Below are 24,454 nucleotides of genomic sequence, written 5' to 3' on the forward strand. Positions count from 1 at the left end.
GGCCCGATATCCTCAATTCGGGACCCGGGCCGCGAACATCCATTGGCCTCATCCCGGCTCCAATTCGGAAAATGGGGCTGAAACTGCGACATTCCTACCAGATACAATTTCCCCGATCCAGTATAATACAACCATGGGTGGCAAATAAAAGGATACAAATGTCAGGGCAATCGGGCTTTCGACATATCCTGTCTGTGACACAGACCGGGCTTGGCTGGCTGACCCTGGCCGCGCTGGCCGGCGCCACGCTGACCGGGGGCGCGGTGCAGCCGCTGGGCTACACGCTGCTGGCGCTTGGCGTCGCACTGATCTTTGCGGCGCAGGTGCCTCTGGATGCGCTGCGCGGCGTGCCGGTGGCGACCCATCGGGCGCTTATGCCCATCGCCCTGCCCTACGCGGCGGTGATGGGCTGGCTCTGGCTGCAATGTCTGCCCGGCCTGCCCGCCGCCTGGGTGCATGCGGCTTGGGCCTTTGCGCCCGATCCCGCCGCACGGGCGATCTCGGCCGATCCGTCCGAGGGCCGGCTGATCACCATGCGGCTGATCTGTTACGGGCTGGTCTTCCTGCTGCTTGTCCGCAGCGCGCGCAGCGGGTGGCATGCCACGATGTTCCTGCGCGCCTTCGCGCTGCTCTCCGCCCTGCTGGCGGCGCGCGGGCTTGTCGATGCCCTGTCCACCGGGGAGCCGGTGACCGCCAGCCTCGTGAACCGAAATTCCTACGCGACACTGGCCGGGTTCGGCGCGCTCGCCAATCTCGCGGTGCTGCGGCAGATGTCCGGGCGGGCCGGGACCGGCGATCCGGCGGCCGCGCTGCGCCGCGTCCTCGACGGGCTGGTCCGAGGCGGCTGGCTTCCGGCCCTGGGCACCCTGCTGTGCCTGAGCGCCCTGGCGCTGACCGCGTCGCGCGCGGGCCTTGTCTGCAGCCTGGCCGGGATCCTGGTCTTTGCCGCCGTCCTGCGCCCACGCCGGCGGCAAGCGGCCGGGATGCGCTGGGTGCTACCGGGGCTGATCCTCGGCTTCGTGATGCTCTTCCTCGGTTCGGACGTCGCCTCGCGCCTTGGCCGCCTCCCCGAGGACGCGCGGCTGCGCATCTACCCCGCGGTGCTGGAGGGCATCGCCGAACGTCCATGGACAGGGCATGGGGCCGGCGCCTTCCGCGACACGTTCCGCGCCCATGTGCCGGCAGAGATGGGCTTTGCCGACTGGGACATGGCGCACAGCAGCTACCTTGAAAACGCCTATGAATTCGGGCTGCCGGCGGCGCTGGTCTTCTACCTTGGGCTGGGGGCGATCGGCGTCAGGCTGCTGCTGGGAGTCCGACGGCGGCGGGCCTGCCGGGTGATCCCGGCCTTTGCCCTGGGCTGCTTCACGCTGGCCGCCCTGCATGCGGCGGTGGATTTCTCCCTGCAGATCCCGGCCATCGCGGCGTCTTTCGCCGCCATCCTGGGGATCGGCTGGGCGCAGAGCTTTCCCGGCGCCGCCACCCGGACCCCGACCCGCCGCACGGCGGCAACGACCGCTCAGCGTCCGGTGGCACCGACCTCGATCACCTCGACATCGTCGTCCATGCGCACCGCCGTCAGCCGCCCCGAATAATACGCCCCGGTATCGACGCAGATCCGTCTGCGCGTGAGAACAGGCTGCAGCGCATCGTAATGGCCGTGCACCACGCGCATGCCCTCGATCCCGCCGCGCTCGATAAAGCTCGATTGTCCCCAGAGCACGGCGCCATTGTCTTCGGCCTCCGGATCCTCGGGATCCAGACCGGCATGCGCAAAGACCACGGGGCCCGAGCGGTGGATCTTCGGAAGCGACCGCAGGAACGGCAGATCCTCGCCCATCGCCTCGGCCAGCGCGCTGGCCGTGTCCTTCAACGCCTTGTGGTCCGATTGCGGCCCTGCAACGCGCACGCGATAGCTCGCCAGGGTCTGCAACCCGCCGAACTGCAGCCAGCGGCGCCCGACCACCGGGTCCTCGATGAAACCGAGCAGGGCGTCCTCGTGATTACCCATCAGGCAGGTCAGACCGACCGGGTTGTCGTCGCGCGTGGCGTCGTCGCAAAGCTTGCGCAGCTCCTCCACCACCTCGCGCGACTGGTCGCCCCGGTCGATGTAATCCCCAAGGAAGATCAGGCGCACGGGCCGGTCCGGATCCTCCAGCCGGTCGATATCCGTCCGGATCCGCTCGACCATGCGCAGCAGCAGGTCATGCCTCCCGTGAATGTCACCCACCGCATAAATCCGCTCATGCGGCAGGGGTCCGTCGGTCTCCTCCTGCACGACACCGACCTTGCGCCGGAGCCAGTCAAACATCTTCATCCTGTTCCCGAGCCGCCCGCGGCGCGCTGCGCCTCAGGCCTCGTAGTAGTCGCGGTATTGTCCCTTGTGATACCCGTATCCATCATATGCGTATTGGGCGGCCTTCGTTTCATTGACCATGGTCATGACCAGCCCGGTTATCTTGGCCTCTACCGATGTCAGTTCGCGCAGACCCTCCAGCACCGCAGAGCGTGGCGTGTGGTCCCAGCGGACCGCATAGACCACGGCATCCGCCATCGCCGCAATGATACGCGCATCCGTCACCACCAATGTAGGTGGCGTATCGAGAATGACGATATCATATGTGCTTCGCAACAGAGTGACCAGATCCCGGAACCGGTGCGAGGCCAGCACATCGGCGGCATTTATCTTGGCGTTGCGCTCCGACGCCTTGGTCATCAGCACATGCAGTCCGGTGTCCGGATCCAGGTGCAGCGCATCCTCGATCGGCGCGCTGCCATTGATGACCGACAGCAGCCCCGCCTCGGCCTCGTCCACATGCAGCACCTTGCCAAGCGCCGGGCGCCGCAGGTCGCAATCGACGATCACCGCGGATTTGCCCATCTGCCGGCTGGTCAGCGCCATCAGCGCCGAGGTGGTCGACTTGCCCTCGCGCGGGACGGAGGAGGTGAACATGATCACCTGCGGCGGGTTGTCCACGTTGGAAAACAGGATCGAGGTCCGCAGGTTGCGGATCGCCTCGGCCAGCGCGGAGCTGGGCTTTTCGCGCAGGATCTCGATCACCTCGTGGCGCCGCATCCGGCTGCCGCCCTGGGGGATCGTGCCCAGCATCGTCTTGCCCGACATCTCTTCCAGCTGGGCAGGCGCGCGGAAGGTGTTGTTCAGCCGGTCCAGCAGCACCACCAGAGCCACGCCCGCCAGGATCCCCGCCGCCGTCGCCAGCAGCCGGATTCGCGCAAGCGAAGTGTTGCGCGGCCCGTTCGGGATCTCGGCCGGGGAAATCACCCGCGCATCGGCGCTCAGCAGGCTTTCCTCGGCGCTGCTTTCCTGCAAGCGCGACAGAAGGTTTTCATAAAGGATGCGCGACGCCTGTGCCTCGCGCTCCAGCTGCCGGATCTCGACCGCGCGGCGGGACTGGTCGGCGACCTTGTCCTCAAGCAGGCGCAGCTCCGCGGCAAAGCTCGTCTCGGACGCGCGCAGGGCCTCGATGTCGATCTCGATCGCCTGCAGGATGCGCCCGGCCTCGCGCCGGATGTTGGCGCGGACCTCCTCAAGCTGCGTCGCCAGGCGCTGCATCGCGGGATGATCGTCGGTCACGCTGGCGCCGACCGCTGCAAGCTGGGCCGAGAGATCGGATTCCCGGTTGCGGAACGCGCTGATGATCGCCGATTGCCGGAACTCGCTCAGCGCGCCCAGGTCGCGCCCGTCGGCCACCGCGCGCTGCAGGCGCGTCAGCTGCGCCTCGCGCGTCGACAGATCGTTGCGCACCCGCGCCAGCGACGCCGCGACCGCCTGAACCTGCTGGCGCGTGATCTCGGGGCTCTGGCCGCTGTCCTGCGACAGCCGCGCCGTCGCCGTTTCCACCGCGCGCTCGGCCGCGTTCACCCTGATCTTCAGCTGCTCGACCCGGTCCGACAGCCAGCCCACGGCCGAGCGCGTGGTCTCCAGCTTTCCCTCCAGCTGATCGACCAGGTATTGCTCGGTGATCTCATTGGCGATGGCCGCGGCCAGCCGGGGATCGCCGGCGGTGTAGGAGACCCGGATCACCCGGCTTCCCCGCACCCCTTCGACCGTGGTGTGATCCGAAATCTGCTGCACCAGCGCCAGCCGGTGCCGGCGGTGCGCCTCGGCCTCCGGCAGAGGGACCGGACGGGGGCCCAACAGGCCCAGGTCGCGCAGCATGTCGTCCAGCTCGGGCGGCAGGGCGATCCGCGCGCCCATCCAGCCCGAAACGCCATCCATGACCCCGCGCCACCCCGGCCGGGGCGCCTCCGGATCGAAGGCGGGATGATCGACCAGCCCCAGCGTGTCGATCACCCGGTTGACCAGCTTGGTCGATCCCAGGATCTCGATATGGGTCAGCAAGGTGTCCGAGCTGAATCCCGGCTCTGAAAGCACGCCTTCGCCCTCGCGCAGGACATTCACGTCGGGCGTGCCGATCAGCAGCTTGGCCGTGGCGCGGTACGACGGATCGGTCTGCGAGGCGACAAGCGTGCCCAGAAGGGCCCCGATCCCCGCGCAGACAAGGATGATCCACTTGCCCCGCCATAGCGTGCGAAGCACCGCGCGCAGATCGATCCGGTCATCGTCGTCGATGTCCTGCACCGGCTGCAATTGCCAGGCCTGGTCCGAGGTCATCTTCATCCGGTCAGACCCTCCGGCCCGGCGGCCGTCCGGTTGGGACCGGCCAGCCGAAGCCATTGACGACGGGCAGAAATTTCAGAAGCGCCGCGCATCGCCCCTCAGACCGCGCGCAGCTGATCGGCACCGACGGTGACGCGGGTCTGCCCGCCCATCATCGTCATCAGCAGCCGCACCCGGCGATCCGGCTCCAGCCGCTCGATCTCGGCCAGGGTATCGGCGAAGGGACCGGAGGCCAGCCGCACCGTCTGCCCCGGCGCCAGCCCACCCGGCGGGCGCAGCCGTCCTTTCCCGTCGCAGCGTGTGATAAGGCCGTCGACGATCCCCTCGGGCACCGGCACCGGCCCCCGCCCGAAGGCCACAAGGCGCTGCACGCCGAAGGTCGAATTCACCGCCCGCCAGACGGAGGCCGCCGGATCCAGGCTGACGAAGACATACCCCGGAAAAACCGGCCGCTCGGCCGAGACAAAGCGCCCCCGGGACCGGATCATCCGCTCTTCCAGCGGCAGGAAGGTTCCGAAGCCCTGGCGCCGCAGGTTCCGTTCGGCCGCGCGGGCGCCGTTGGGCTTCAGCTGGGCCAGGAACCACGCTGCATTTCGCTCGCGCCGGACCGGCCTCGGGGGCCTTTCCCCCGGGGCCCTTGCGGATCCCGAGCCATCCTCTGTCGCAATTTCATAGAGATCGTTCATTTGGCTGCATCCCGCTAAGACAGTGACACCTGCAACCCACACCCTTAGGTTGATATCAACGCTGTTAGAATGAAAACTCAAGTCGTTTCTGCAGCGCACGGCCGGCGTCGCCTGCGCCACGACCCACTTGAAAAATCAATATTTCCAGCTTGATGAAGGCCATAGAGCGCCTGTCGGCCTGCGACAAAACCTCCCGATCGAAGCCTCACAGCAACAATGGATGCTTCAACCCGAAGATTAACGAAATATTCACCAATTAATGGGCTAACACCCAATTCCGAAAAACAGAACTTTAAATCGGGATTCCCGGTTGCCTTGCCGCCCAAATCCCGGCTTTCCTGATCCTATTCGAATCCACGGATTCGTGCGGTCATGCCCCCAGGGACCCAAAGCCATGTCGGCAGTCCTTGTGCGGTAGCTTTGGGTGCCGCCCAACCGGCTCCGCCGCGCCCTCCTGATCCGACCCCAGCCTGCGCTCCCGACCTTTCGCGTCCCGATCCATCCGATGACACATCTGCGCACACGCAATTACCTGACCCAGGTGAAATGGTCCGGCGTCTTCAAGATCGTCACGACGATGGCCACGCTGCTGTCCACCTCGCTGCTGCTTAACATGCTGGGGCCGGCGCGCTACGGAACGCTGTCGCTGATCCTGTCCCTGCAGGCCTGGATCGTCCTGTTCGACCTGGGCATCGGCAAGGGGCTGCGCAACCACGTGGCACGGTCCCTGGCCCGGGACGACCTGCCAGGCGCGCGTGCGGCGATCGGCACGGCCTATGCGCTTTTCGGCCTGATCTGCCTGGCGCTGGCGGCGCTGTCCCTGCCGCTGCTGGGCCGCGTCGACTGGGCCGGGCTGCTGAACGCCGGCGCGGTGTCCGGCGAGGACCTGAGGCTGGCCGTCATCTCGGCGCTGCTTTTCGCTCTGGCCGGGCTTTGGGTCGGGATCGTGACCCAGGTCTGCGGCGCGTTGCAGCGCAGCGCCCTGCCGGCGGGATGTGCCGCGCTGAACACCGGGGCCTTCGCGGTGGCGATCGGCATCTTGGCACTGACCGGTGGCGGATCATTGGCCCTGATCGTCACGCTGCAGGGCACGCTGGCCCTGCTCAGCGGCCTGTTGCTGACCCTGCACGTCTTCCGCCTGCGCCCGGACCTGCGGCCGCGCGGGCTGCGCATCGGCCCCTCTGCCCGGACGCTGCTGCACAGCGGAGGCCGCTTCCTGTCGATCCAGCTTTGCCTGCTGCTGATCTTCGCCACGGACAAGCTGCTGGTCGCCCGGCTGCTGGGCACGGCCGAGGTGGCGCAATACGACGTGGTCTTCAAGATCTTCGCGCTGCTCACCACCGGTCACCTGCTGGTCGTCGGCCCGCTCTGGTCCGCCTTCACCGAGGCCTATCATCGCGACGATACCTCGTGGATCCGGCGCACGCTTCTGGCTCAGGGTCAGGTGCTGGTGCTGCTGGTCTGCGCGGCGCTGCTGCTGGCGGGGCTGACCCGGTGGATCGTGGGGATCTGGATCGGCGACGGGCTGGCCGTGGACGGCATGCTGCCCTGGGCCATGGCCGCCTTCGCGATCCTGCTGATGTGGAACAACCTGTTCGGCGCCCTTCTCAACGGCATCGGCGCGCTGCGGGCGCAGGTGATCGCCTCGGCCCTGGGGGCCGCGGTGAACATCCCGCTGTCGATCCTGCTGGTGCGATGGGCGGGCATGGGGGTGTCGGGCATCGTGCTGGCCACCGCGCTCAGCATCGCGATCCAGTCGCTGATGATGCCGCTGGCGGCGCTGCGCGCCCTGCCCCTGACTGCCGCGCCCCTGCGCCTGCGCCACTGGCGCGTCTATCTTCGGAAACTGGCGTCATGGCCCTGAGCCCGGCCCGCCAATCCAGCACGAGGCACCGATGACCACCCATTTCATGACCTACGGCACCGCCGCCTTCACCGACCGCGCGCGCAACCTGGCCGACAGCGCAAGCGCCGTCGGCTTCGACACGATCCACGTCCTGTCGGCCGGGGATCTCGCCGACAGCGCCTTTGCCCAGCGCAACGCCGCCACGCTTTCGGCCCCGCGCGGCGCAGGCTACTGGCTGTGGAAGCCCTACCTGATCCGCCGCCTGCTCTCGCGGCTGGGCCAGGGCGATGTGCTGGTCTATTCCGACGCCGGGCGCGACGATTACTACCGCTTCTCGCGCTTCCCAGAACGCCTCGTCGCGTCCCTGCGCGCGACCCGGCAGGGATTTGTCGCCGGCACCACCATCGGCCATCTGGGCGACATCGGCACCTGGACCAAGCGCGACTGCCTTGTCCTGATGCAGGCCGACGACCCCGAAACCCTGCGCCAGCCGATGGTTCAATCCACCTGGAGCCTCTGGACACCAAGCCGGGCCGCGCTGGCCTTCCTGGATGCCTGGCTGGAGCTTTGCCAGGATCCGCGCTGCCTGACCGACCAGGACAACGTGCTGGGGCAGGACAATCGCGAGGGCTTTATTGACCATCGGCACGATCAGTCGATCTGTTCGATCCTGGCACACCGGATGCGGGCGCCGGTGCTGGATTTCTCGCGCACGGTGGTCCACCGGGTGCTGGAACGGCGGCCGCGCAGCGCGCTGGGCGGGCTGTTCTACAAGCGGCTGGAGAATTGCGACGACCTGATGGGCTGCGACACGCCCTGGCTGCTGATGCGCGAATACATGCGGCTGAGGCACAGGGCTTGAAGGTGCGGGCATGAGGGTCCAGGCATGAAGGTGTCGGAACACGCGGGCCGGGTGCACGTGGCCTACCGGCTGGGCCATCGCGACGATTACCTGCGGCTGTTCTCGGGGCTTTTCGGGCTGCAGCCCTCGGTCGGCATGGTCGGGCGGCGCAACCTGCGCCCCCTGCTGCGGGCCGAGGCGCTGCTGTTCGGGACGATCGACGACGATTACGCCGGCTTTATCGTGGTGGCACTGCTGCGCGCGGCGCTGGGGCGGCGGACGGCCGGGGTCTTTTTGCGACCGCAGACCTGCTTTGGCCGCAAGGGGCTGATCTACGGGGCCAAACGCCGGATCTTCGCGGCGCTGAAACGGGTGCCCGGGGTCTCTGTCTTCACGATCGTGCCCTTCTCGGTCGCGCCCGATTTCGCCGCCGTCGCCCGCGACGGGCTGGTCGATCCGCAGATGTGGGACCTGGACACGGCAAGGATCGCGCCGGATCCCGACCTGACCCGCCGCATCACCGACGAGGCCGCGGGCCGGCGGGTCATCGCCTTCATCGGCTCGGCGCATCGTTCCAAGGGGATCGACATGCTCTGCGACGCGATCAGCCACCCGGACTGGCCGCGCGACCGGATCCTTGCCGTCATCGGCGGACGCATCCCCGACAATCAGGCGCCCGTGGTCGGGGCGCTGCCGCCCGGCGCCGCGATGGTGCTGCCGCGCTTCCTGGCCGAGGCCGAGCTGATGGCGCTTTACGCGGCCGCCGATCTGGTCTGGGCCTGCTACCGGCCGGAGTATGACCAGGCCTCGGGCATCTTCGGGCGGGCCGTGCAGCTGTCCCGCCTGCCGGTGGTCCGCGCGGGATCGCTTGTCGCCCGTTTCGCCCGGCACTTCGGCCTGCAGACGGTGGAACTGTCCGACGAACTCCCCGCAGCCGCCCTGCTTGACCCGGACCCCTCGGCCGAGGCGCCGAACCTCGCCGCCCTGCGCGATCTCTGGCGGCGCGATTTCATCGACAGGGTGCGCGCCGCGCTGTGACGCACCGGGGCACATGGGGCACACGGGGGCGCATGGATCTGAAATCCGCCTCGCTCTTCGCCGCGATCGTGATCTGGCCGGTCGCGGGCTATCCCCTGCTCGCCGCGCTGACCAGCAGCTTGGGCGGCAACAACACGGCGCTCTCGATCGCCGGACGCGGGCTGGTGGCGCTTGCCGCGCTGCTGCTGCTCAGCCGCTGGCGGCCCCGGGCGACCTGGGTGCTGGTGCTGTTCGGGGCCTTCTGGCTGGCCTATGCGCTGCGCCTGGTGATCAGCCTGCATATCCGGGGCGAGCCGGTCTCGCGCACGGCCGAGACCTTCTGGATCTGGTCCCTGGGCGCCTGCCTTCTGCCCGCACTGGCGGTGCATGTCGGCTTCAGCCCGACCACGGCGCTGCGCCTGCCCCGCCCGCTGCTGGTGATCTCGCTGATCAGCATCGGGCTCTTGCTGCTGAGCGGCGGCACCGCCTTCCTGCGCGAGGACGGCACGATGGCCCAGATCGACCGCTGGAACGTCGGCGCGCTGAACCCGATCTCCATGGGGCATCTGGGCGTGACGGCGATCCTGCTGGGCCTTTCCATCCGGGTCACCCGGGGCCATGACCGCCGCATGCGGATGCTGGCGCTGGTCTCCATCGGCGCCGGGGCGGTGATCGCGGTGCTGGCCAATTCGCGCGGGCCCTTCGTGGCCCTGGCGCTCGCCTTCTCCGTGCTGCTCATCGCGCGGGCCCGGCACCGCCGCGCTCTGTGGATGGCGATCGCCACCGCCATGGGCGCGCTCTGGCTGGCGCTTAGCGCGCCCGACCTGCTCTTTGGCCCCACCGGGGTCCTCGCCCGGTTCACCGCCATATCCGAAGGCACCGACATGTCGGCCGAAGGCCGCACCATAGCCTTTGCCGGCGCCCTGCGGCAATTCCTCTCCGCCCCGCTCTTCGGGGACGCGCTGGAGGAACGGATCACCGGCTACTACCCGCACAACGTCACGCTCGAGGCCTTCATGGCCACCGGGCTGATCGGCGGCCTGCCCTTCCTGCTGCTGACACTGGGCACCCTGCGCGCGGCCTGGGGGCTGGCGCGGATGGGATCGACCTTTACCTGGATCGGGCTTCTGGCGGTGCAATACCTTGTCGCGGCGCAGTTTTCCGGGGCGATCTACCAGTCGCCCGCGATGTGGGTCATGGCGCTGCTGTGCCTGGCCGCCCATCGCGACCAGCTGCGCCGCCGCAGGCTGGCGCGGATGATGCGCCGCCGTCTTACGCACAGCGGGCTGAGAGCGCCCCGCCGCAGACCGCCAGCCCCCGCAGCGCCGCCCCCGCAAGGAGCCTCCCATGCCTGATCCCGATTGCCGCCATACCTCTCCGGCAGGAAACGATGGCCCCGCGGTGCCGCGCGTCGCCGTGATCTACACCCATTTCCCGCATTACCGCGAACCGGTCTTCCGCGCCCTGGCCCGTGCCGAGGATCTTGACTGCCGCTTCTTCTACGACCCCTCCGGCATCGCCGAAACCATCCGCAGCGGCGCCACCGCCCAGCGCCATGCCGCATTGCCGGTCCGCCGGATCGGGCCCCTGATGCTGCAGCCCGGCACCCTGCGGCTGGCCCTGAGGGGAGAGTTCGACGCCTTCATCCTGCTGGGCAACCCGTTCATCCTGACGTCCTGGCTGGCCGCCGCGATCCTGCGCCTGCGCCGCCGGCCTGTGCTGTTCTGGACCCACGGCTGGCTCCGGCCCGAAACCGGGGCCAAGGGACGCCTTCGCCGCGCCTATTACCGGCTGGCGGACGCGCTTCTGGTCTACGGCGAGCGCGCGCGCGGCCTTGGCACCGCCGCCGGCTACCCGGCCGGGCGGATCCACGTGATCTACAATTCGCTCGACTACGACCGGCAGAAGGCCCTGCGCCTGGCGTTGGGCCCGGCCCGGCCGCCCGAGGACCCGGGACGCCCCGTGCGCTTCCTGACCGTCGCGCGGCTGGTCGAGGGGCTGGATCTTCACATCGCGCTGGACGCCATCCGGCGCCTGCGCGACCAGTCCGACCCGCCGGTCAGCCTGACCATAGTCGGCGACGGCCCCCTGCGGGGCGCGCTGGAACGCCAGGCCGCGCGCGAGGACCTGCCGGTACAGTTCACCGGCGCGATCTACGACGAGGCGCGGCTGGCAGAGCTCTTCCTCGACAGCGCCGCGGTGGTCTCTCCCGGTAAGGTCGGGCTTCTGGCGATGCATGCGCTGGCCTACGGCATTCCGGTGATCACCCATGACGACGCCGACCACCAGATGCCCGAGGTCGAGGCGATCGAGGATGGCCGCACCGGCGCCTTCTTTCGCCGGGGCGATGCCGCCGACCTGGCCGCCAGGATGCACGCGCTGTCGCGGCGCGGCATCGACGCCGACGCCCGTGCCGCCGCGATCACCCGGATCGAGACCGATTACACGCCCACCCGCCAGGCCGATCGCATCACCGCGGCGGTCCATGCCCTTCTGACCAGACCGGAGGCCCACGCATGACCCTGAACCCCAGCCTTGCCGCGCCGCCTGCCCTGCGGCCCCTGTCGCCGCCCCGCGCGGCCTTCCGCAACCTGAAGATCGCCGTGAACCGTTTGCGCTACGGCGCCTTCGGCGTCGACCGCACCACCTACCTGACCGGCGGCAGCCGGATCCACCGCTCTCTGGTGATGGGGCCCTACGGCTATGTCGGCCCCGGCGCCCAGATCCCTTCGGGCGTGCGGGCGGGCAAATACGTCATCATCGGGCCCGAGCTTCTGGTGACCGGCGACGACCACCTCTTCGACCGGCCCGGCACGGCGATCATCTTCTCGGGCCGCCCCGAACAGCGCGCGCTGGTGATCGGCGACGATGTCTGGATCGGTGCGCGGGTCACGGTGATGAAGGGCCTGCGCATCGGGCGCGGCGCGGTCATCGCCGCCGGCGCCGTCGTGACCCGCGACGTGGCCCCCTACACAATCGTCGGCGGCGTCCCCGCCCGGCGCATCCGCACCCGGTTCACGCCGGACCAGCGCGCGGTCCACGACGGCTTTCTCGACCGCCCCGCCGCGCGCGGCGACTTCTGCGGACCCGTCTGAGCCAGGAGACCCCCATGACCGACACCGCCAACCGCAGCTTCCCGTCCACACCTCCCCGCCCGGCGGATATCCGCGCCAACCGTGCCGCCCGCAAATGGAGCCGGAAAGAGCTCCTCCTGCGCCTGCTCTGGGCGCTGGCCCATCCCGCCTTCCGCCTCAGCCCGCGCCCGATGTGGGGCTGGCGGCGCGGCCTTCTGCGCCTGTTCGGCGCGCGGATCGGACAACAGGTGCATGTCTATCCCACCGCGCGGATCCTGATCCCCTGGACGCTGACTATCGACGACGAGGCCTCGGTGGGCGATCGCGCGATCCTATATGCCCTGGGCCCGATCCGCATCGGCGCGCGGGCCACGGTCTCGCAGGGGGCGCATCTGTGCGCGGGCAGCCACGACACCACGCGGCCCGACCGGCCGCTGGTGAAACCGCCGATCCGCATCGGTGCGGATGCCTGGATCGCGGCCGAGGCCTTCGTCGGCCCGGGCGTGACCATCGGCACCGGCGCCATCGTCGGCGCGCGGGCCGTGGCGATGGCGGATGTGGGCCCGGCAACCACCGTCGTCGGCAACCCCGCCCGCCCGGTCCGGAGGCGCGCATGACGCTCACACAGCCCCCGCAAAGCGGCGATCTTGCCATCGCCGACCCGCCGGAACCTGCCGCTGCCCCTCTGCCGCCGCCACGGCCCGCGCCGCAGCGGCCCGGCCCCCCCGACCTCACCGTCCTGATCCTGACGCGCGACGAGGCCCGCCATATCGGCCGCGCGCTGGCCTCGGTCTCGCGGATCGCGCGGCGCATCGTGGTGGTCGACAGCGGCTCCACCGACGACACGATCCGCATTGCCCGCGCGGCTGGCGCTCGGGTGCTCCGCCATCCCTGGACCAACTATGCGACACAGCTCAACTGGGCGCTCGACCAGCTGCCGCCCGAAACAGGCTGGGTCCTGCGGCTGGACGCGGACGAGATCGTCACGCCCCCGCTTGCGCATGAAATCGCCCGGCAGCTGCCCCTGCAATCGCCCGACACCGACGGGATCTATGTCTCGCGCCGGATGACCTTCATGGGGCGTCCGATCCGCTGGGGCGGGGTGTTTCCGGTGCGTGTCCTGCGGCTGTTCCGCCATGGCCGCGGCCGGTGCGAGGCGCGCTGGATGGACGAACATGTCCTTGTCTCCGGCCCCACCGGCGATTTCGGCGGCGAAATCCTGGACGACAACCGCAACACGCTGGGCTGGTGGACCGACAAGCACAATGCCTATGCCGCGCGCGAGGTGGTGGACCTGCTCAACCTCGAACACCGCTTCCTTGCGCATGAAACCATCGCCGGGCTGCAGCGCGGCCGGCCCAGCGGCGTCAAGCGCTGGATCAAGGAACATCTCTATGCCCGCCTGCCCGGCGGCTGGCGGGCCGGGGCCTATTTCCTCTACCGCTACGTGGTTCGGCTGGGCTTTCTCGACGGGCGCGAGGGGGCGGCGTTCCACGTGCTGCAGGGCTTCTGGTACCGCTACCTGGTCGACGCCAAGCTCTACCAGGTCCGCCGCCACATGCGCGAGACAGGCGCGGATGCGCCCACGGCGATTGCCGAGGTTCTCGGCATAAGGGTGCTGGACTGATGCCCGCCCGCAGCACGGCGCGGTGGCCCGTTTCCGACAGGCTTGAGAGCAGGACGGCAGGGCCGCTTTCCCGGCCCGGACCGGGCGATGCAGGGGCCGGCCAGGGGTCAAGGTTCCGCCGTTTGCCCATGCGGAATGACCTGCATGATGCAAAACTACAATTGCCGCGCGATTTGCGGCACCTGAACGGCCACTAGGCGTTGCAGAGAAAGCCGAAAAAACCGCAATATCCGGTCGTGATCCCGCGGCCGGCCCGGATGCCTGCCGCGCAGTCAGAGGAAACCCCTGTCCTTGCGCCGCCTGCCCAATCCCCTGCCCCCGGCCAACCTCAGGCTTGCATCGAAGGGTCACGGACAGGATGGTCCGGCCGGGCGCCGAACCCGTCCGTGCCGCCCTCCGCTCAGGGTCACCGGACCCGCCCGCGTGTCGATTCGCCCCCGTCCCTGTCGATCTCCATCGTCACCGCCGTCTTCAATCGCCGCGACACGATCGGCCAGGCGCTGGATAGCGTGGCCGCGCAATCCTTCGCCGCGGCCGAACACCTTGTGCAGGACGGTCTGTCGCGCGACGGCACGGCCGAGGTCGTGCTGCGCCGCCGCGACGCGCGGATCCGCCTGGTCTCCGAGCCGGACACCGGCATCTACGACGCGATCAACCGCGCCATCGCCCGCAGCCGGGGCGAGATCATCGGCCTGCTGCATTCCGACGATGTCTTTGCCAGCGCCAGGGTGCTCTCGCGCGTCGCAGATGCGCTGTCGGATCCGGCCGTCGATGGCGTCTATGGCGATCTCGACTATGTCTCGGCCGCCGATCCGGGCCGGATCCTGCGCCGCTGGCGCTCGGGCGATTGGTCGCCCGACCGGCTGGCGCGCGGCTGGATGCCGCCGCATCCGACGCTGTTCCTGCGCCGCCGGGTCTATGAGCGCTACGGGCTCTACGATCCCGGCTACCGGATCTCGGGCGATTACGACGCGATGCTGCGCTATCTCACACGCGGACACATCCGTCTGGCCTATATCCCCGAGGTCCTCGTCCGCATGCGCACAGGCGGTGCAAGCAACGGCTCTCTCGGCCGGATCCTGCGCAAATCGCGCGAGGATTACCGCGCCATCCGATCAAACGGCGTTGGCGGGTTGCGGACGCTGGTGATGAAGAACACAACCAAACTCAGACAGTTTCTCTGAAAGGAACCCCATGACCAAGACCGCCTTTATCACGGGAATCACGGGCCAGGACGGCTCGTATCTCGCCGAGTTCCTGCTTGGCAAAGGCTACGAAGTGCATGGGCTCAAGCGCCGCGCCTCGTCCTTCAACACCCAGCGGGTCGATCACATCTACCAGGACCCGCACGAACCCAACCCCAAGCTGCGGCTGCATTACGGCGACCTGACCGACAGCTCGAACCTGACCCGCATCCTGCAGGAGGTCCAGCCCGACGAGGTCTATAACCTCGGCGCGCAATCCCATGTCGCCGTCAGCTTCGAATCGCCCGAATACACCGCCGATGTCGACGGGCTCGGCACCCTGCGCCTGCTGGAGGCGATCCGCTTCCTCGGGCTCGAGGACAAGACCCGGTTCTACCAGGCGTCGACCTCGGAACTCTACGGCCTGGTGCAGGAAAAGCCGCAGAAGGAAACCACCCCCTTCTACCCGCGCTCGCCCTACGCGGTGGCCAAGCTCTATTCCTACTGGATCACGGTGAACTACCGCGAGGCCTACGGGATCTATGCCTGCAACGGCATCCTCTTCAACCACGAGAGCCCGCGCCGCGGCGAGACCTTCGTGACGCGCAAGATCACCCGGGGCCTGGCGAATATCGCCCAGGGGCTCGAGGATTGCCTTTACATGGGCAACATCGACAGCCTGCGCGACTGGGGCCATGCCAAGGATTACGTGCGCATGCAGTGGATGATGCTGCAGCAGGACGCGCCCGAGGATTTCGTGATCGCCACCGGCCAGCAATATTCGGTCCGCGAATTCATCACCTGGTCCGCCCGCGAACTGGGGATCGAGCTGCTGTTCTCCGGCACCGGCGTGGACGAGATCGCGACCGTCTCGCGGGTCACCGGCGACAAGGCGACCTCGGTCAAGCCGGGCGACGTGATCATGCGCATCGACCCGCGGTATTTCCGCCCCGCCGAGGTGGACACACTGCTGGGCGATCCGGCCAAGGCCAAGGCCAAGCTGGGCTGGGTGCCCGAGATCACCACGCAAGAGATGTGCGCCGAGATGGTCGAGGCCGATCTCAAGGTCGCCCGCCGCCACGCGCTGCTGCGCGAGCACGGGCTGGAACTTCCGGTCGCGCTCGAAGGCTGACCCGGTCGCCCTCGAAGGCTGACCGGCGCGCCCGGGCGCGTGGAACGGACGGGACGGCGGAGCGATCCGCCGTCCCTTTTCTTTGCCGGTCCGCCCGGTGGCCGCTCGCATCGGTCCTGCCTGTTGCGCGCGCACGGGGCTGCCTCAAAAACGCCCCACAGCCCCTTGATTCGGAACGCATTCGACCGACACCGCCGCCCCGCGCCTTGCTCTGCCGAAACGGCCCATCGCACCCGGCCCAAGGTCGCGCCGCAACCGCCTGTCGCCGCGGCACAAAGACCACTTCCGGGGCATATCGGCCACCACCGCGCGGCCAGCCGCGCATTTGCGGCCTTCCCGCTTTACCCCGGCTGCCGGCCATGGCCATATCCCCGCGAACCGCAACCGAACGCGCCCCGAAGGGCGCCGTCCGCAACACACCCATGACGACACCTGCCACCAGGACGACCACAACATGACCCGCATCTACATCGCCGGCCATCGCGGCATGGTCGGCGGCGCCATCCTGCGCCGCCTCGAAGCCCGCCGCGACGCCGGCGAGGATCTCGACCTGATCACCCGCACCCATTCCCAGCTCGACCTGACCGACCAGGTCCAGGTGCGCGACTTCATGGCGACCGAAAAGCCCGACGTGGTGATCCTCGCCGCCGCGAAGGTCGGCGGGATCCACGCCAACAACACCTACCCGGCCGAATTCATCTACGAGAACCTGATGATCGAGGCCAATGTCATCCACCAGGCCCATGCCAGCGGCGTGCAGCGCCTGCTGCAGCTGGGATCGTCCTGCATCTATCCCAAGGCCGTGCCGCAGCCGATGAAGGAAGACGCGCTGCTGACCGGTACGCTGGAATCCACCAACGAACCCTACGCGATCTCCAAGATCGCCGGCATCAAGCTGTGCGAAAGCTACAACCGGCAATACGGGCGCGACTATCGCTCTGTCATGCCCACCAACCTCTATGGCCCGGGCGACAATTTCCACCCCGATAACAGCCATGTCATGCCCGCCCTCATGCGCCGCTTCCACGAGGCGAAACGCGACGGGCTGGAAGAGGTCACGATCTGGGGCACCGGCACGCCGCGCCGCGAATTCCTGCATGTGGACGACATGGCCGAGGCGTCTCTCTTCGTGCTGGACCTCGACAAGGCGACCTATGACGCCAATACCGAACCGATGCTGAGCCATATCAACGTCGGCTGCGGCGAGGATGTCTCGATCCTGGAACTGGCGCAGATGGTGGCGAAGGCGACCGGCTTCAAAGGCCGCATCGAAACCGATCCCAGCAAGCCCGACGGCACCAAGCGCAAGCTGATGGATGTCAGCCGACTGGCCGCGATGGGCTGGCGCCCCAGCGTCGGTCTCGAAGAGGGCATCGCCGGGACCTACCAGTGGTTCCTCGACAACATGGACGACGCGCGGCTCTGAACGCCGTCCCCCGCTCCATGCCTCATCCGGCCCGCGCCAGGCCCCGCGCCGCACGGCCACCCCGCATCCTCCCCCGCGGCACATGGCGGGCCGGAGACAGGACCCCGACGACCCGCTCTCCGGTCAGCCACACGCCCGACTTCCGCGCCGCCATCGCGCCGGACAGCGTAGACCTGCAGGACGGTCGGCTCGCCCCGGCCTGACGGGACCCGGCGCGCAAGGGGCCCGAAGGACCGCTGGCTGAAAGGGTCCGCCGAGTATTTGGACAAAGGTGAAGACTGGGCGTGGCGCGTCAAATCCTGAACGGATCGTTAATTCGACGTCGCAACCTCTTGATTTCAAAAGGAGGGAGCAATGTCCCACGCGTGGGACAAATACAGGTCCCCTGCTTCTTCTTGGGCAAAGTACTCCAGAACCCACGCCGCAGCCCGCGCACCAATGGCAGCAGGGCACCGGCTCACTCCATGCTCCCCGGCAGGAACAGCACGATCCCCGGAAAGGCGATCAGCAGGATCAGCCGCAGCACGTCCACCGTCACGAAGGGCAGCACGCCGCGGAAGATCGTCACCAGGCTGACCCGGCGCGCGATCGAGCTGATGACGAAGACGTTCATCCCCACCGGCGGCGTGATCAGGCCCAGCTCGACGGTCATCACGATGATGATCCCGAACCAGACCGGGTCAAAGCCCAGTTCCAGCACCACGGGGAAGACGATGGGCAGCATCAGGATGATCATCGCCATCGCGTCGAGGAAACAGCCCATCACGAAGAACAGCAGCAGGATCAGCGCCAGCGTCCCGTAGCGCCCCGCGCCCAGCTCGGTCAGGAAGGCCGTCAGCTCCTGCGGGACCTGGGTCACCGCCAGGAAGTAACCGAACAGCGTCGCCCCGATCAGAACCGTATAGATCGCGACCGAGGTCCGCAGCGCCTCGACCAGGCTGTCGAGCAGGCTGGTCCAGGTCAGCCGCCCGCGCGCCAGGCCGATCAGCGCGGTCAAAAGCGCACCCGCGGCCGCCGCCTCGGTCGCCGTCACGATGCCGAAGTAGATCGACAGGATCACCGCCACGAACAGCAGGCCCACCGCCCAGATCCCGCGCAACGAGGCCAGCGCCGCGCCCAGCCGGAAGGGCTCGGCCGCCGGCAGATGGCGCCCGTACCAGATCCGGACCGTGGCCAGGTACATCACCACCGCCAGAAGCCCCGGCACGATCCCGGCGATGAACAGCGTGCCGATGTCCGTTTCCGTGATGAACCCGTAGATCGCCAGAACCACCGAGGGCGGGATCAGGATGCCCAGCGTGCCGCCCGCCGCGATGATGCCGGTGGCGGCGGCGTCGGAATAGCCGGCCTCCTTCATCTCGGGATAGGCGATCTTGGTCATCGTCGCCGCCGTCGCCACCGAGGATCCGCAGATCGCCGCAAAGCCCCCGCAGGCTCCGACCGAGGCCAGGCCCAGCCCGCCCCTGAACCCGCCCAGCCAGGCGCGCCCTGCGCGGAACAGTTCGGACGACATGCCGGAATTGGTCGCCAGCACCCCCATAAGGATGAAGAAGGGGATCAGGGTCAGGTTGAAATCGGTGATCGAGGCGATGGGCGATTGCGCCAGCAGGTTCAGCGCCGGGCCCGGCGCCACCACCGCGCCGAAGCCGCCGATGCCCACGATCCCCATGGCGATGCCGATCGGCACCCGCAGCGCCATCAGCGCAAACAGCGCTGCGAAGCCGGACAGGGCGATAAAGTCGTTGCTCATTTCCGCTGGTCTCCCAGCAACTGGTCGTCGATCCCGTCGAACTCGCCCAGGTCCCCGCCCCAGCGAAGGATCCGCCACAGCCGCAGCGTCGTCGTCAGCAGCGCCGCCATCAGCCCCAGCCAGATGCTCAGGAAGAAGGGCCAGTGCGGCAGGCGCAGGTCCATCGTGGCGTCGCCGCCCGACATGGCCGCGTTCACCCGGCCCCAGATCTTCCAGCACATCAGCGCAGTGAAGCCCAGCAGCACCGCCCAGGCAAAGGCGTTGACCCAGGCCCGCGCGCGCGGCCCCAGCGCCTGGGCCAGCAAGTCGACCTTGATATGCGTGCCGTGCCAGGCGACCGACGCCATGCCCCAGGCAATCGCCACGCCAAGGATCAGCCGCGAGAGATCGAACGCATCCGGCAACGGCCGCGCAAAGCCATAGCGTCCGATGGCCGAGGCCACGATCAGCAGCGTCACGAGGCCAAGGATGACCCCGGCGACCCTTTCGATCAGCCGGACAAGGCGCGTGACCGACCGCGCGGCGGACGGCCCGGTGGGTAAGGTGTCAGACATGTGCCGGTCCCCGGGACAGGGCGGGATCCGCCGCGCAGGACATTGTCCCGCGCGGCGTCCCCGCGCGCGCCGATCAATAGGCGGCGTCGTACTTGTCGAGAGCGGCCCTGTAGCCCTCGAGGATGGCATCCGCGTCGCCACCCTTGGCGGCCACGGCCTCCTTCCATTCCTCGATCAGCGGCGCAGCGGCGGCGCGCCAGGCCTCGACCTCTTCGGGCGTCGGCGTGTTGAAGCTCTGGCTCTCGTCCGCCATCAGCTGCGCCTTGGCGGCCATGTCGTCCTCGTGCCAGCCGGCGGCGACCGTTCCGGACCATTCGATCGAGCAATGATCGTCGATCACCGCCTTGTTTTCGTCCGACAGGCCGTCATAGCTGGCCTTGTTCATCACCAGCACCTGCGCCGACAGGTAGAACGGCATGTCCAGGTGCACGGGCACCTCGTCGGTCAGCTTGAAATCGTACATCGCGCCCCAGGGAAAGGTGACCGCCTCGGCGGTGCCCTTCGAAAGCGCCTCGCGCACCTCCGGCGCCGGCACCTGCACCGGCCCGCCGCCCAGCAGCGACACGAAGCGCGCCATGGTGGCGTGCGCCGGGCGGATGTTCTTGCCCTTGATGCCCTCGGGCCCGGTGATGTCCTCCTGCGAATGCAGCGCGCCCGGCGCGTGGGGATGGACAAAGCAGACCTTCACGTCGCCCATCTCCTGCTGGGCGCCATACTCGGCATACCATTCGTGGATCGCCTGCGCGCCCTTGACGCTGTCATCGGCAATGAAGGGCACTTCGGTCAGCGCGTAGATCGGGAAGCGCCCGGCGGTATAGCCCGGGTTCACATAGGCCAGGTCCACGATCCCCTGCGCGGCCATGTCGTAATGGTCCGGCGCCTTGCCCAGCTGCTGCGCCGGGAAGATCTGGACCGCGATGCGCCCGTCCGATGCCTCCTGCACGGACTCGGCCCAGGGATTGATACCCTTGGTGGCCGGCGAGATCGTCGGCGGCACCCAGTGCGACAGGCGCAGGGTCACCTCCTGAGCCTGCAGGGCCAGCGGTGCAAAAGCCGCAAGAATTGCGCCAAGCGCAATGGCATTCCGTGTCATGATGTCCTCCCATGGTGCCGGGTTTTCCCGGTCCTCCTCGGCCGATGGTGGGCGAGCAAGGGTCGAAAATCAACGCCAAAGTCGGTCGTTGCGCTGTGCCCCGGGCCCCGGCCACGGGCGGCCGCGCGGACATGACAGGGCGCCGGGATACATCCCGAAATCTGATCGCACAGCCCTCAGGATTGCCCCACACCACCTGCCGCCGCAGCCGGGCCAAAGTGGCACGCGCTCCAACCTCGCCCAGGCACGGCAGCCGGGGTCATGGACATTGTCGAAGCGCGCTCTTCGGGGAAATTCGTCGGGGGGAGATCTGGAGCGGGTAGCGGGAATCGAACCCGCGCGTTCAGCTTGGGAAGCTGACAGGCTACCATTACATCATACCCGCCGCAGAAAACCCTCTACCCCGGCGGCGCGGCGCGCGCAACTGCAAAGCGGCGCCTCACCTCGCGCTTGGACAAGCTCGCCATACGCACCCACACCCGCAGACCAAGCCCGAAGCGGAACCGAACGAGAAACGCCGGTCATTCCGCTTCCCCATGGCTCAGAAGACTGGCGGTGACGCTATAGATGGACGCAAACTTGCATCAGCGGGCACATACTAAGAATGAATGGCACACTCGACGTGGTGCCCCCCCGATCTCTCTGGAACAAAGCCACAGCACACACCAAAAAACGTCGCGAGTCGCCACCTCGCCTGCAGCCATGGCACATCCGGCGCTACATTAGATCCATAGTGAGACAAGCACTGATGCAGAGAAATCAAACATTTGACATGCTCAGGTTGGTGGCCATCTTCGGTGTTGTTTTTCTGCATCAGAAATTCGATGCGGTGTCCGGCCTGGACGCCAGCTCAATTCTTCGCCTGATGATGCGATGGTCCGTGCCATTCTTTTTCATGCTTACAGGGTTCTTCTTAAGCTCTTACCTTGGCTTCGCAGAAATAAGCATCTCAAGAGTCCGCCGCATCGGAGTTATCACCATTATCGCCAACTTGTTGTTCCTGCCCCTGGCGATTGCAATGAATGGGCTTGGCACTCTCACCATTTCGACCCTGGTGCTAGGGACATGGTTTCACCTATGGTTTCTAAACGCATTAATCCTGAGCCTTATTCTACTCGTTGTCCTGCCATCCCTCGCGCGTCGCCCCTCAGTCATTTCCGCGCTGAGCGTACTTATATTTCTAGCGTATTACCTGGCAGACACCCAGGCGATGTTGGACCCGAATCCCGACTATCAGCTGAATACGGTAATGCGACAATTTTCAGGATTGGCTTTTGTCTGGTTTGGATTCAGCATTGCGCAACTTGAACGCAAATCCTTCAGACCAAGGTTTGCGGCCATCTTGATCGCGGGGGGCGTCCTCTTGGTCGTTGCCGAAGCAATGCTGTGGTCTTCTCTTGGTTACTCAGTCGTTTACAGGCAACTCCCGCTGGGAGCGATTTCAATGACTTTCGGCTTTCTGATCTTGGGCATGTCGCTTCAGAAAAAAGATATTCCAGGGGCTGAAATCGGCCGGGATCAATCTCTGTCAGTCTACATCATCCACCCAATATTTCTGAAGATAGCCGGTATTTTCCTTTCAACCCTGGGAATCGTTGGCAGCAGCGCTTCCTATCTCGCCATTGCATTTGGGTTCGTGGCGTCGGTTTCGTTCTGTATGGCGCTGGATAAAATCTGGCCCTCGGCTGCAAATATACTGCGCGGCCAGCTTCCGGAATTGCACCCCGCCCCGAAAGAAAGGCAAGGACTAAATCAAGCTTGATATTCCTGTGGTCTTGCCTAATCCCGCAGTCAGCGGCCGGCCTGCCCTGCGGCCATGATACGGCACGACCCGCGCCAGCCCCGAGCAGCTCAGTGACAACAAACCGGCCGGGGTCTCCCCCGGCCGACCGCCCCGATCACAGGTGTCACACCGTCTCGGTCAGGATCTCGTTGTAGGTCTCGCGCAGGTCGCGCTTCAGCACCTTTCCGGTCGCATTGCGCGGCAGGGCATCGACAAAGACCACCCGGTCCGGGATCTGCCAATGGGCGATCTTGCCCTCGTAGAAGCCGCGCAGCTCCGCCTCGGTCGGGTCTGCGCCCTCGGCCCGGACCGCCACCAGGATCGGGCGTTCGTCCCATTTCTCGTGGTGCACGCCGACCACGGCCGCATCCGCCAGCTTGGGATGGCCGATGGCGATGTTCTCCAGCTCGACCGAACTGATCCACTCGCCGCCCGACTTGATGATGTCCTTCGACCGGTCGCGGATCGTCAGATAGCCATCGGGGTCCAGCGAGGCCACGTCGCCGGTGTCGAACCAGCCGTCCGTCAGCGTCTCGTCGCGAGTCTTGCGAAAATAGCTGTCCAGCACCCAATGCCCCCGCACGTGCAGCTCGCCCGTGGCCTTGCCGTCGCGCGGCAGCTCGGCGCCATCCTCGCCCACGATCTTCAGGTCCACGCCAAAGGGCGGCCGGCCCTGGCTTTCGCGCAGGCGGTTCTGCTCCTCTTCCGGCAGGTCCAGATGCTTGGCCAGCGGGTGGTTGACAGAGCCCAGCGGGCTCATCTCGGACATGCCCCAGGCGTGCAGTGTGTCGACACCGTAATCCTCGCGGAACTCGGTGATCATCGACGGCGGACAGGCCGAGCCGCCGACGACCGTGCGCTTCAGGCTCTCCAGCGTCGATCCCGCCTGTTTCGCATAGCCCAGCAGGCCCAGCCAGATCGTCGGCACGCCAAGCGCAAGCGTCACCTTCCAGGTGTCGATCAGCTTGACCAGCGCCTCGCCATGCAGATCCGGCCCCGGCAGCACCAGCCGCGAGCCCGACATCGCCGTGGCATAGACCGAGCCCCAGGCGTTCACATGGAACATCGGCACCACCGGCAGCACGATGTCCATCGCGGAAAAGCCGATGCAATCCGGGGTGTTGGAGGCGAAGGCATGCAGCAGCGTGGACCTGTGGGAATACAGCACACCCTTCGGGTTGCCGGTCGTGCCCGAAGTGTAGCACAGGCTGGAGGCGGTGTTCTCGTCCAGCTCCGGCCACTGGAAACCGGCCTCCCCGGTCTCGATGAAGTCGTCGTAGAACAGCAGCCCCTCGACCTGCGCCGCGGCCTCCTCGTCGCACGGGCCCATCAGGATGATATGCTTCAGCCCCTTGAGCTGGTCGCGCAGCTTGACCACCAGCGGCAAGAAGGTCTTGTCGATGAAGAGAACCTGGTCCTCGGCGTGGTCGATGATATAGACCAGCTGTTCGGGAAACAGCCGCGGGTTGATCGTGTGGCAGACGAACCCGGCCCCCGAAGCGCCGTAATAGATCTCCAGGTGCCGCCGGTTGTTCCAGGCGATGGTCGCGACCCGCGCCTGCGGGCCCAGCCCCAGCTTCGTCAGCGCCGCGCCCAGCTTGCGCGCATTGGCGGCAACCTTGCCCCAGGAGGTGACCTCGGTCCCGTCCATGGTGTTGACCGAGACGATCTCGGTGTCGTGGTGGTAGCGCTCCGCGTGATCGATGAGTGTCGAGATCAGCAGCGGCTGGGTCATCATCTGCCCGAGCATGGGTATCCTCCCGTTTCCGGCCCGGCCCCCGCGCAGGTCTCAGCGCAGG

The 24,454-nt window shown here is 67.4% G+C and carries 19 protein-coding genes, 1 tRNA gene and 1 pseudogene; 13 read left to right on the forward strand and 8 right to left on the reverse strand.

Going from position 1 to position 24,454, the window contains the following annotated elements:
• The first annotated feature begins 158 nt into the window (after positions 1-158).
• Complete coding sequence (locus tag ATO3_RS01265; RefSeq protein ID WP_158217884.1) at positions 159-1,595, forward strand: O-antigen ligase family protein; 1,437 nt, start codon at positions 159-161, stop codon at positions 1,593-1,595.
• On the opposite strand, the gene ATO3_RS01270 is transcribed toward ATO3_RS01265, so the two are convergent.
• The 3 genes from ATO3_RS01270 to nusG form a co-directional block, all read right to left on the reverse strand.
• Positions 1,520-2,311, reverse strand: a complete 792-nt coding sequence (locus tag ATO3_RS01270; RefSeq protein ID WP_158217885.1) for a metallophosphoesterase — start codon at positions 2,309-2,311, stop codon at positions 1,520-1,522. The genes ATO3_RS01265 and ATO3_RS01270 overlap by 76 nt on opposite strands.
• Positions 2,312-2,350: 39 nt before the next feature.
• Entirely contained in the window at positions 2,351-4,642 is a 2,292-nt protein-coding gene (locus ATO3_RS01275) for a GumC family protein (protein ID WP_158217886.1), read from the reverse strand.
• 98 nt (positions 4,643-4,740) lie between these two features.
• The gene (nusG, locus tag ATO3_RS01280; RefSeq protein ID WP_088647983.1) at positions 4,741-5,328 is read right to left on the reverse strand and encodes a transcription termination/antitermination protein NusG; all 588 of its coding nucleotides are present in this window, start codon (positions 5,326-5,328) and stop codon (positions 4,741-4,743) included.
• Positions 5,329-5,833: 505 nt separating this feature from the next.
• On the opposite strand from nusG, the gene ATO3_RS01285 reads away from it, so the two are divergent.
• The 11 genes and pseudogenes from ATO3_RS01285 (at position 5,834) to fcl (ending at position 17,475) form a co-directional block, all read left to right on the forward strand.
• Positions 5,834-7,192, forward strand: a complete 1,359-nt coding sequence (locus ATO3_RS01285; protein ID WP_088647984.1) for a lipopolysaccharide biosynthesis protein — start codon at positions 5,834-5,836, stop codon at positions 7,190-7,192.
• A 31-nt stretch (positions 7,193-7,223) separates the two neighbouring features.
• Positions 7,224-8,036, forward strand: a complete 813-nt coding sequence (locus tag ATO3_RS01290) for a hypothetical protein (protein ID WP_088647985.1) — start codon at positions 7,224-7,226, stop codon at positions 8,034-8,036.
• Positions 8,037-8,060: 24 nt separating this feature from the next.
• Positions 8,061-9,053 (forward strand): glycosyltransferase family protein, encoded by a 993-nt coding sequence (locus ATO3_RS01295; protein WP_088647986.1) that lies wholly within the window; start codon positions 8,061-8,063, stop codon positions 9,051-9,053.
• Positions 9,054-9,085: 32 nt separating this feature from the next.
• On the forward strand, positions 9,086-10,387 hold the full coding sequence (locus ATO3_RS01300; protein ID WP_088647987.1) for an O-antigen ligase family protein: 1,302 nt from the start codon (positions 9,086-9,088) through the stop codon (positions 10,385-10,387).
• A complete protein-coding gene (locus ATO3_RS01305; protein WP_088647988.1) occupies positions 10,380-11,552 on the forward strand; it encodes a glycosyltransferase in 1,173 nt (390 codons plus the stop codon). The genes ATO3_RS01300 and ATO3_RS01305 overlap by 8 nt, the downstream gene beginning before the upstream one ends.
• 338 nt (positions 11,553-11,890) lie before the next feature.
• Positions 11,891-12,052, forward strand: a pseudogene (locus tag ATO3_RS29565) (DapH/DapD/GlmU-related protein); the annotation flags it as partial.
• An 89-nt stretch (positions 12,053-12,141) separates the two neighbouring features.
• On the forward strand, positions 12,142-12,723 hold the full coding sequence (locus tag ATO3_RS01315) for an LbetaH domain-containing protein (RefSeq protein ID WP_088647990.1): 582 nt from the start codon (positions 12,142-12,144) through the stop codon (positions 12,721-12,723).
• Positions 12,720-13,733, forward strand: coding sequence for a glycosyltransferase family 2 protein (locus ATO3_RS01320; RefSeq protein ID WP_088647991.1), 1,014 nt, complete (start codon positions 12,720-12,722; stop codon positions 13,731-13,733). The genes ATO3_RS01315 and ATO3_RS01320 overlap by 4 nt, the downstream gene beginning before the upstream one ends.
• Before the next feature lie 386 nt (positions 13,734-14,119).
• Entirely contained in the window at positions 14,120-14,917 is a 798-nt protein-coding gene (locus ATO3_RS01325; RefSeq protein ID WP_233151991.1) for a glycosyltransferase family 2 protein, read from the forward strand.
• Positions 14,918-14,927: 10 nt separating this feature from the next.
• Positions 14,928-16,049, forward strand: coding sequence for a GDP-mannose 4,6-dehydratase (gmd, locus tag ATO3_RS01330; protein ID WP_088647992.1), 1,122 nt, complete (start codon positions 14,928-14,930; stop codon positions 16,047-16,049).
• A 454-nt stretch (positions 16,050-16,503) separates the two neighbouring features.
• Positions 16,504-17,475 carry a GDP-L-fucose synthase gene (fcl, locus tag ATO3_RS01335; protein WP_088647993.1) on the forward strand — a complete coding sequence of 324 codons (972 nt, stop codon included), beginning with the start codon at positions 16,504-16,506 and terminating at the stop codon, positions 17,473-17,475.
• A 457-nt stretch (positions 17,476-17,932) separates the two neighbouring features.
• Here fcl and ATO3_RS01340 read toward each other — a convergent pair whose 3' ends face one another.
• From ATO3_RS01340 to ATO3_RS01355, 4 genes are all read right to left on the reverse strand, one after another.
• The gene (locus ATO3_RS01340) at positions 17,933-19,225 is read right to left on the reverse strand and encodes a TRAP transporter large permease (protein ID WP_088647994.1); all 1,293 of its coding nucleotides are present in this window, start codon (positions 19,223-19,225) and stop codon (positions 17,933-17,935) included.
• Complete coding sequence (locus tag ATO3_RS01345; protein ID WP_088647995.1) at positions 19,222-19,779, reverse strand: TRAP transporter small permease; 558 nt, start codon at positions 19,777-19,779, stop codon at positions 19,222-19,224. The genes ATO3_RS01340 and ATO3_RS01345 overlap by 4 nt, the downstream gene beginning before the upstream one ends.
• Positions 19,780-19,852: 73 nt before the next feature.
• Positions 19,853-20,872, reverse strand: a complete 1,020-nt coding sequence (locus tag ATO3_RS01350) for a TRAP transporter substrate-binding protein (protein WP_088647996.1) — start codon at positions 20,870-20,872, stop codon at positions 19,853-19,855.
• 311 nt (positions 20,873-21,183) lie between these two features.
• Positions 21,184-21,257 (reverse strand) — tRNA-Gly (locus ATO3_RS01355).
• A 363-nt stretch (positions 21,258-21,620) separates the two neighbouring features.
• Between ATO3_RS01355 and ATO3_RS01360 the strand changes: the two genes are divergently transcribed.
• The gene (locus ATO3_RS01360; RefSeq protein WP_158217887.1) at positions 21,621-22,634 is read left to right on the forward strand and encodes an acyltransferase family protein; all 1,014 of its coding nucleotides are present in this window, start codon (positions 21,621-21,623) and stop codon (positions 22,632-22,634) included.
• Positions 22,635-22,779: 145 nt separating this feature from the next.
• On the opposite strand, the gene ATO3_RS01365 is transcribed toward ATO3_RS01360, so the two are convergent.
• On the reverse strand, positions 22,780-24,405 hold the full coding sequence (locus ATO3_RS01365; RefSeq protein WP_088647998.1) for a long-chain-fatty-acid--CoA ligase: 1,626 nt from the start codon (positions 24,403-24,405) through the stop codon (positions 22,780-22,782).
• Positions 24,406-24,454: the final 49 nt, after the last annotated feature.

It is taken from the genome of Marinibacterium profundimaris (genome assembly GCF_002210095.1).
GTDB classification, from domain to species: Bacteria; Pseudomonadota; Alphaproteobacteria; order Rhodobacterales; family Rhodobacteraceae; genus Marinibacterium; species Marinibacterium profundimaris.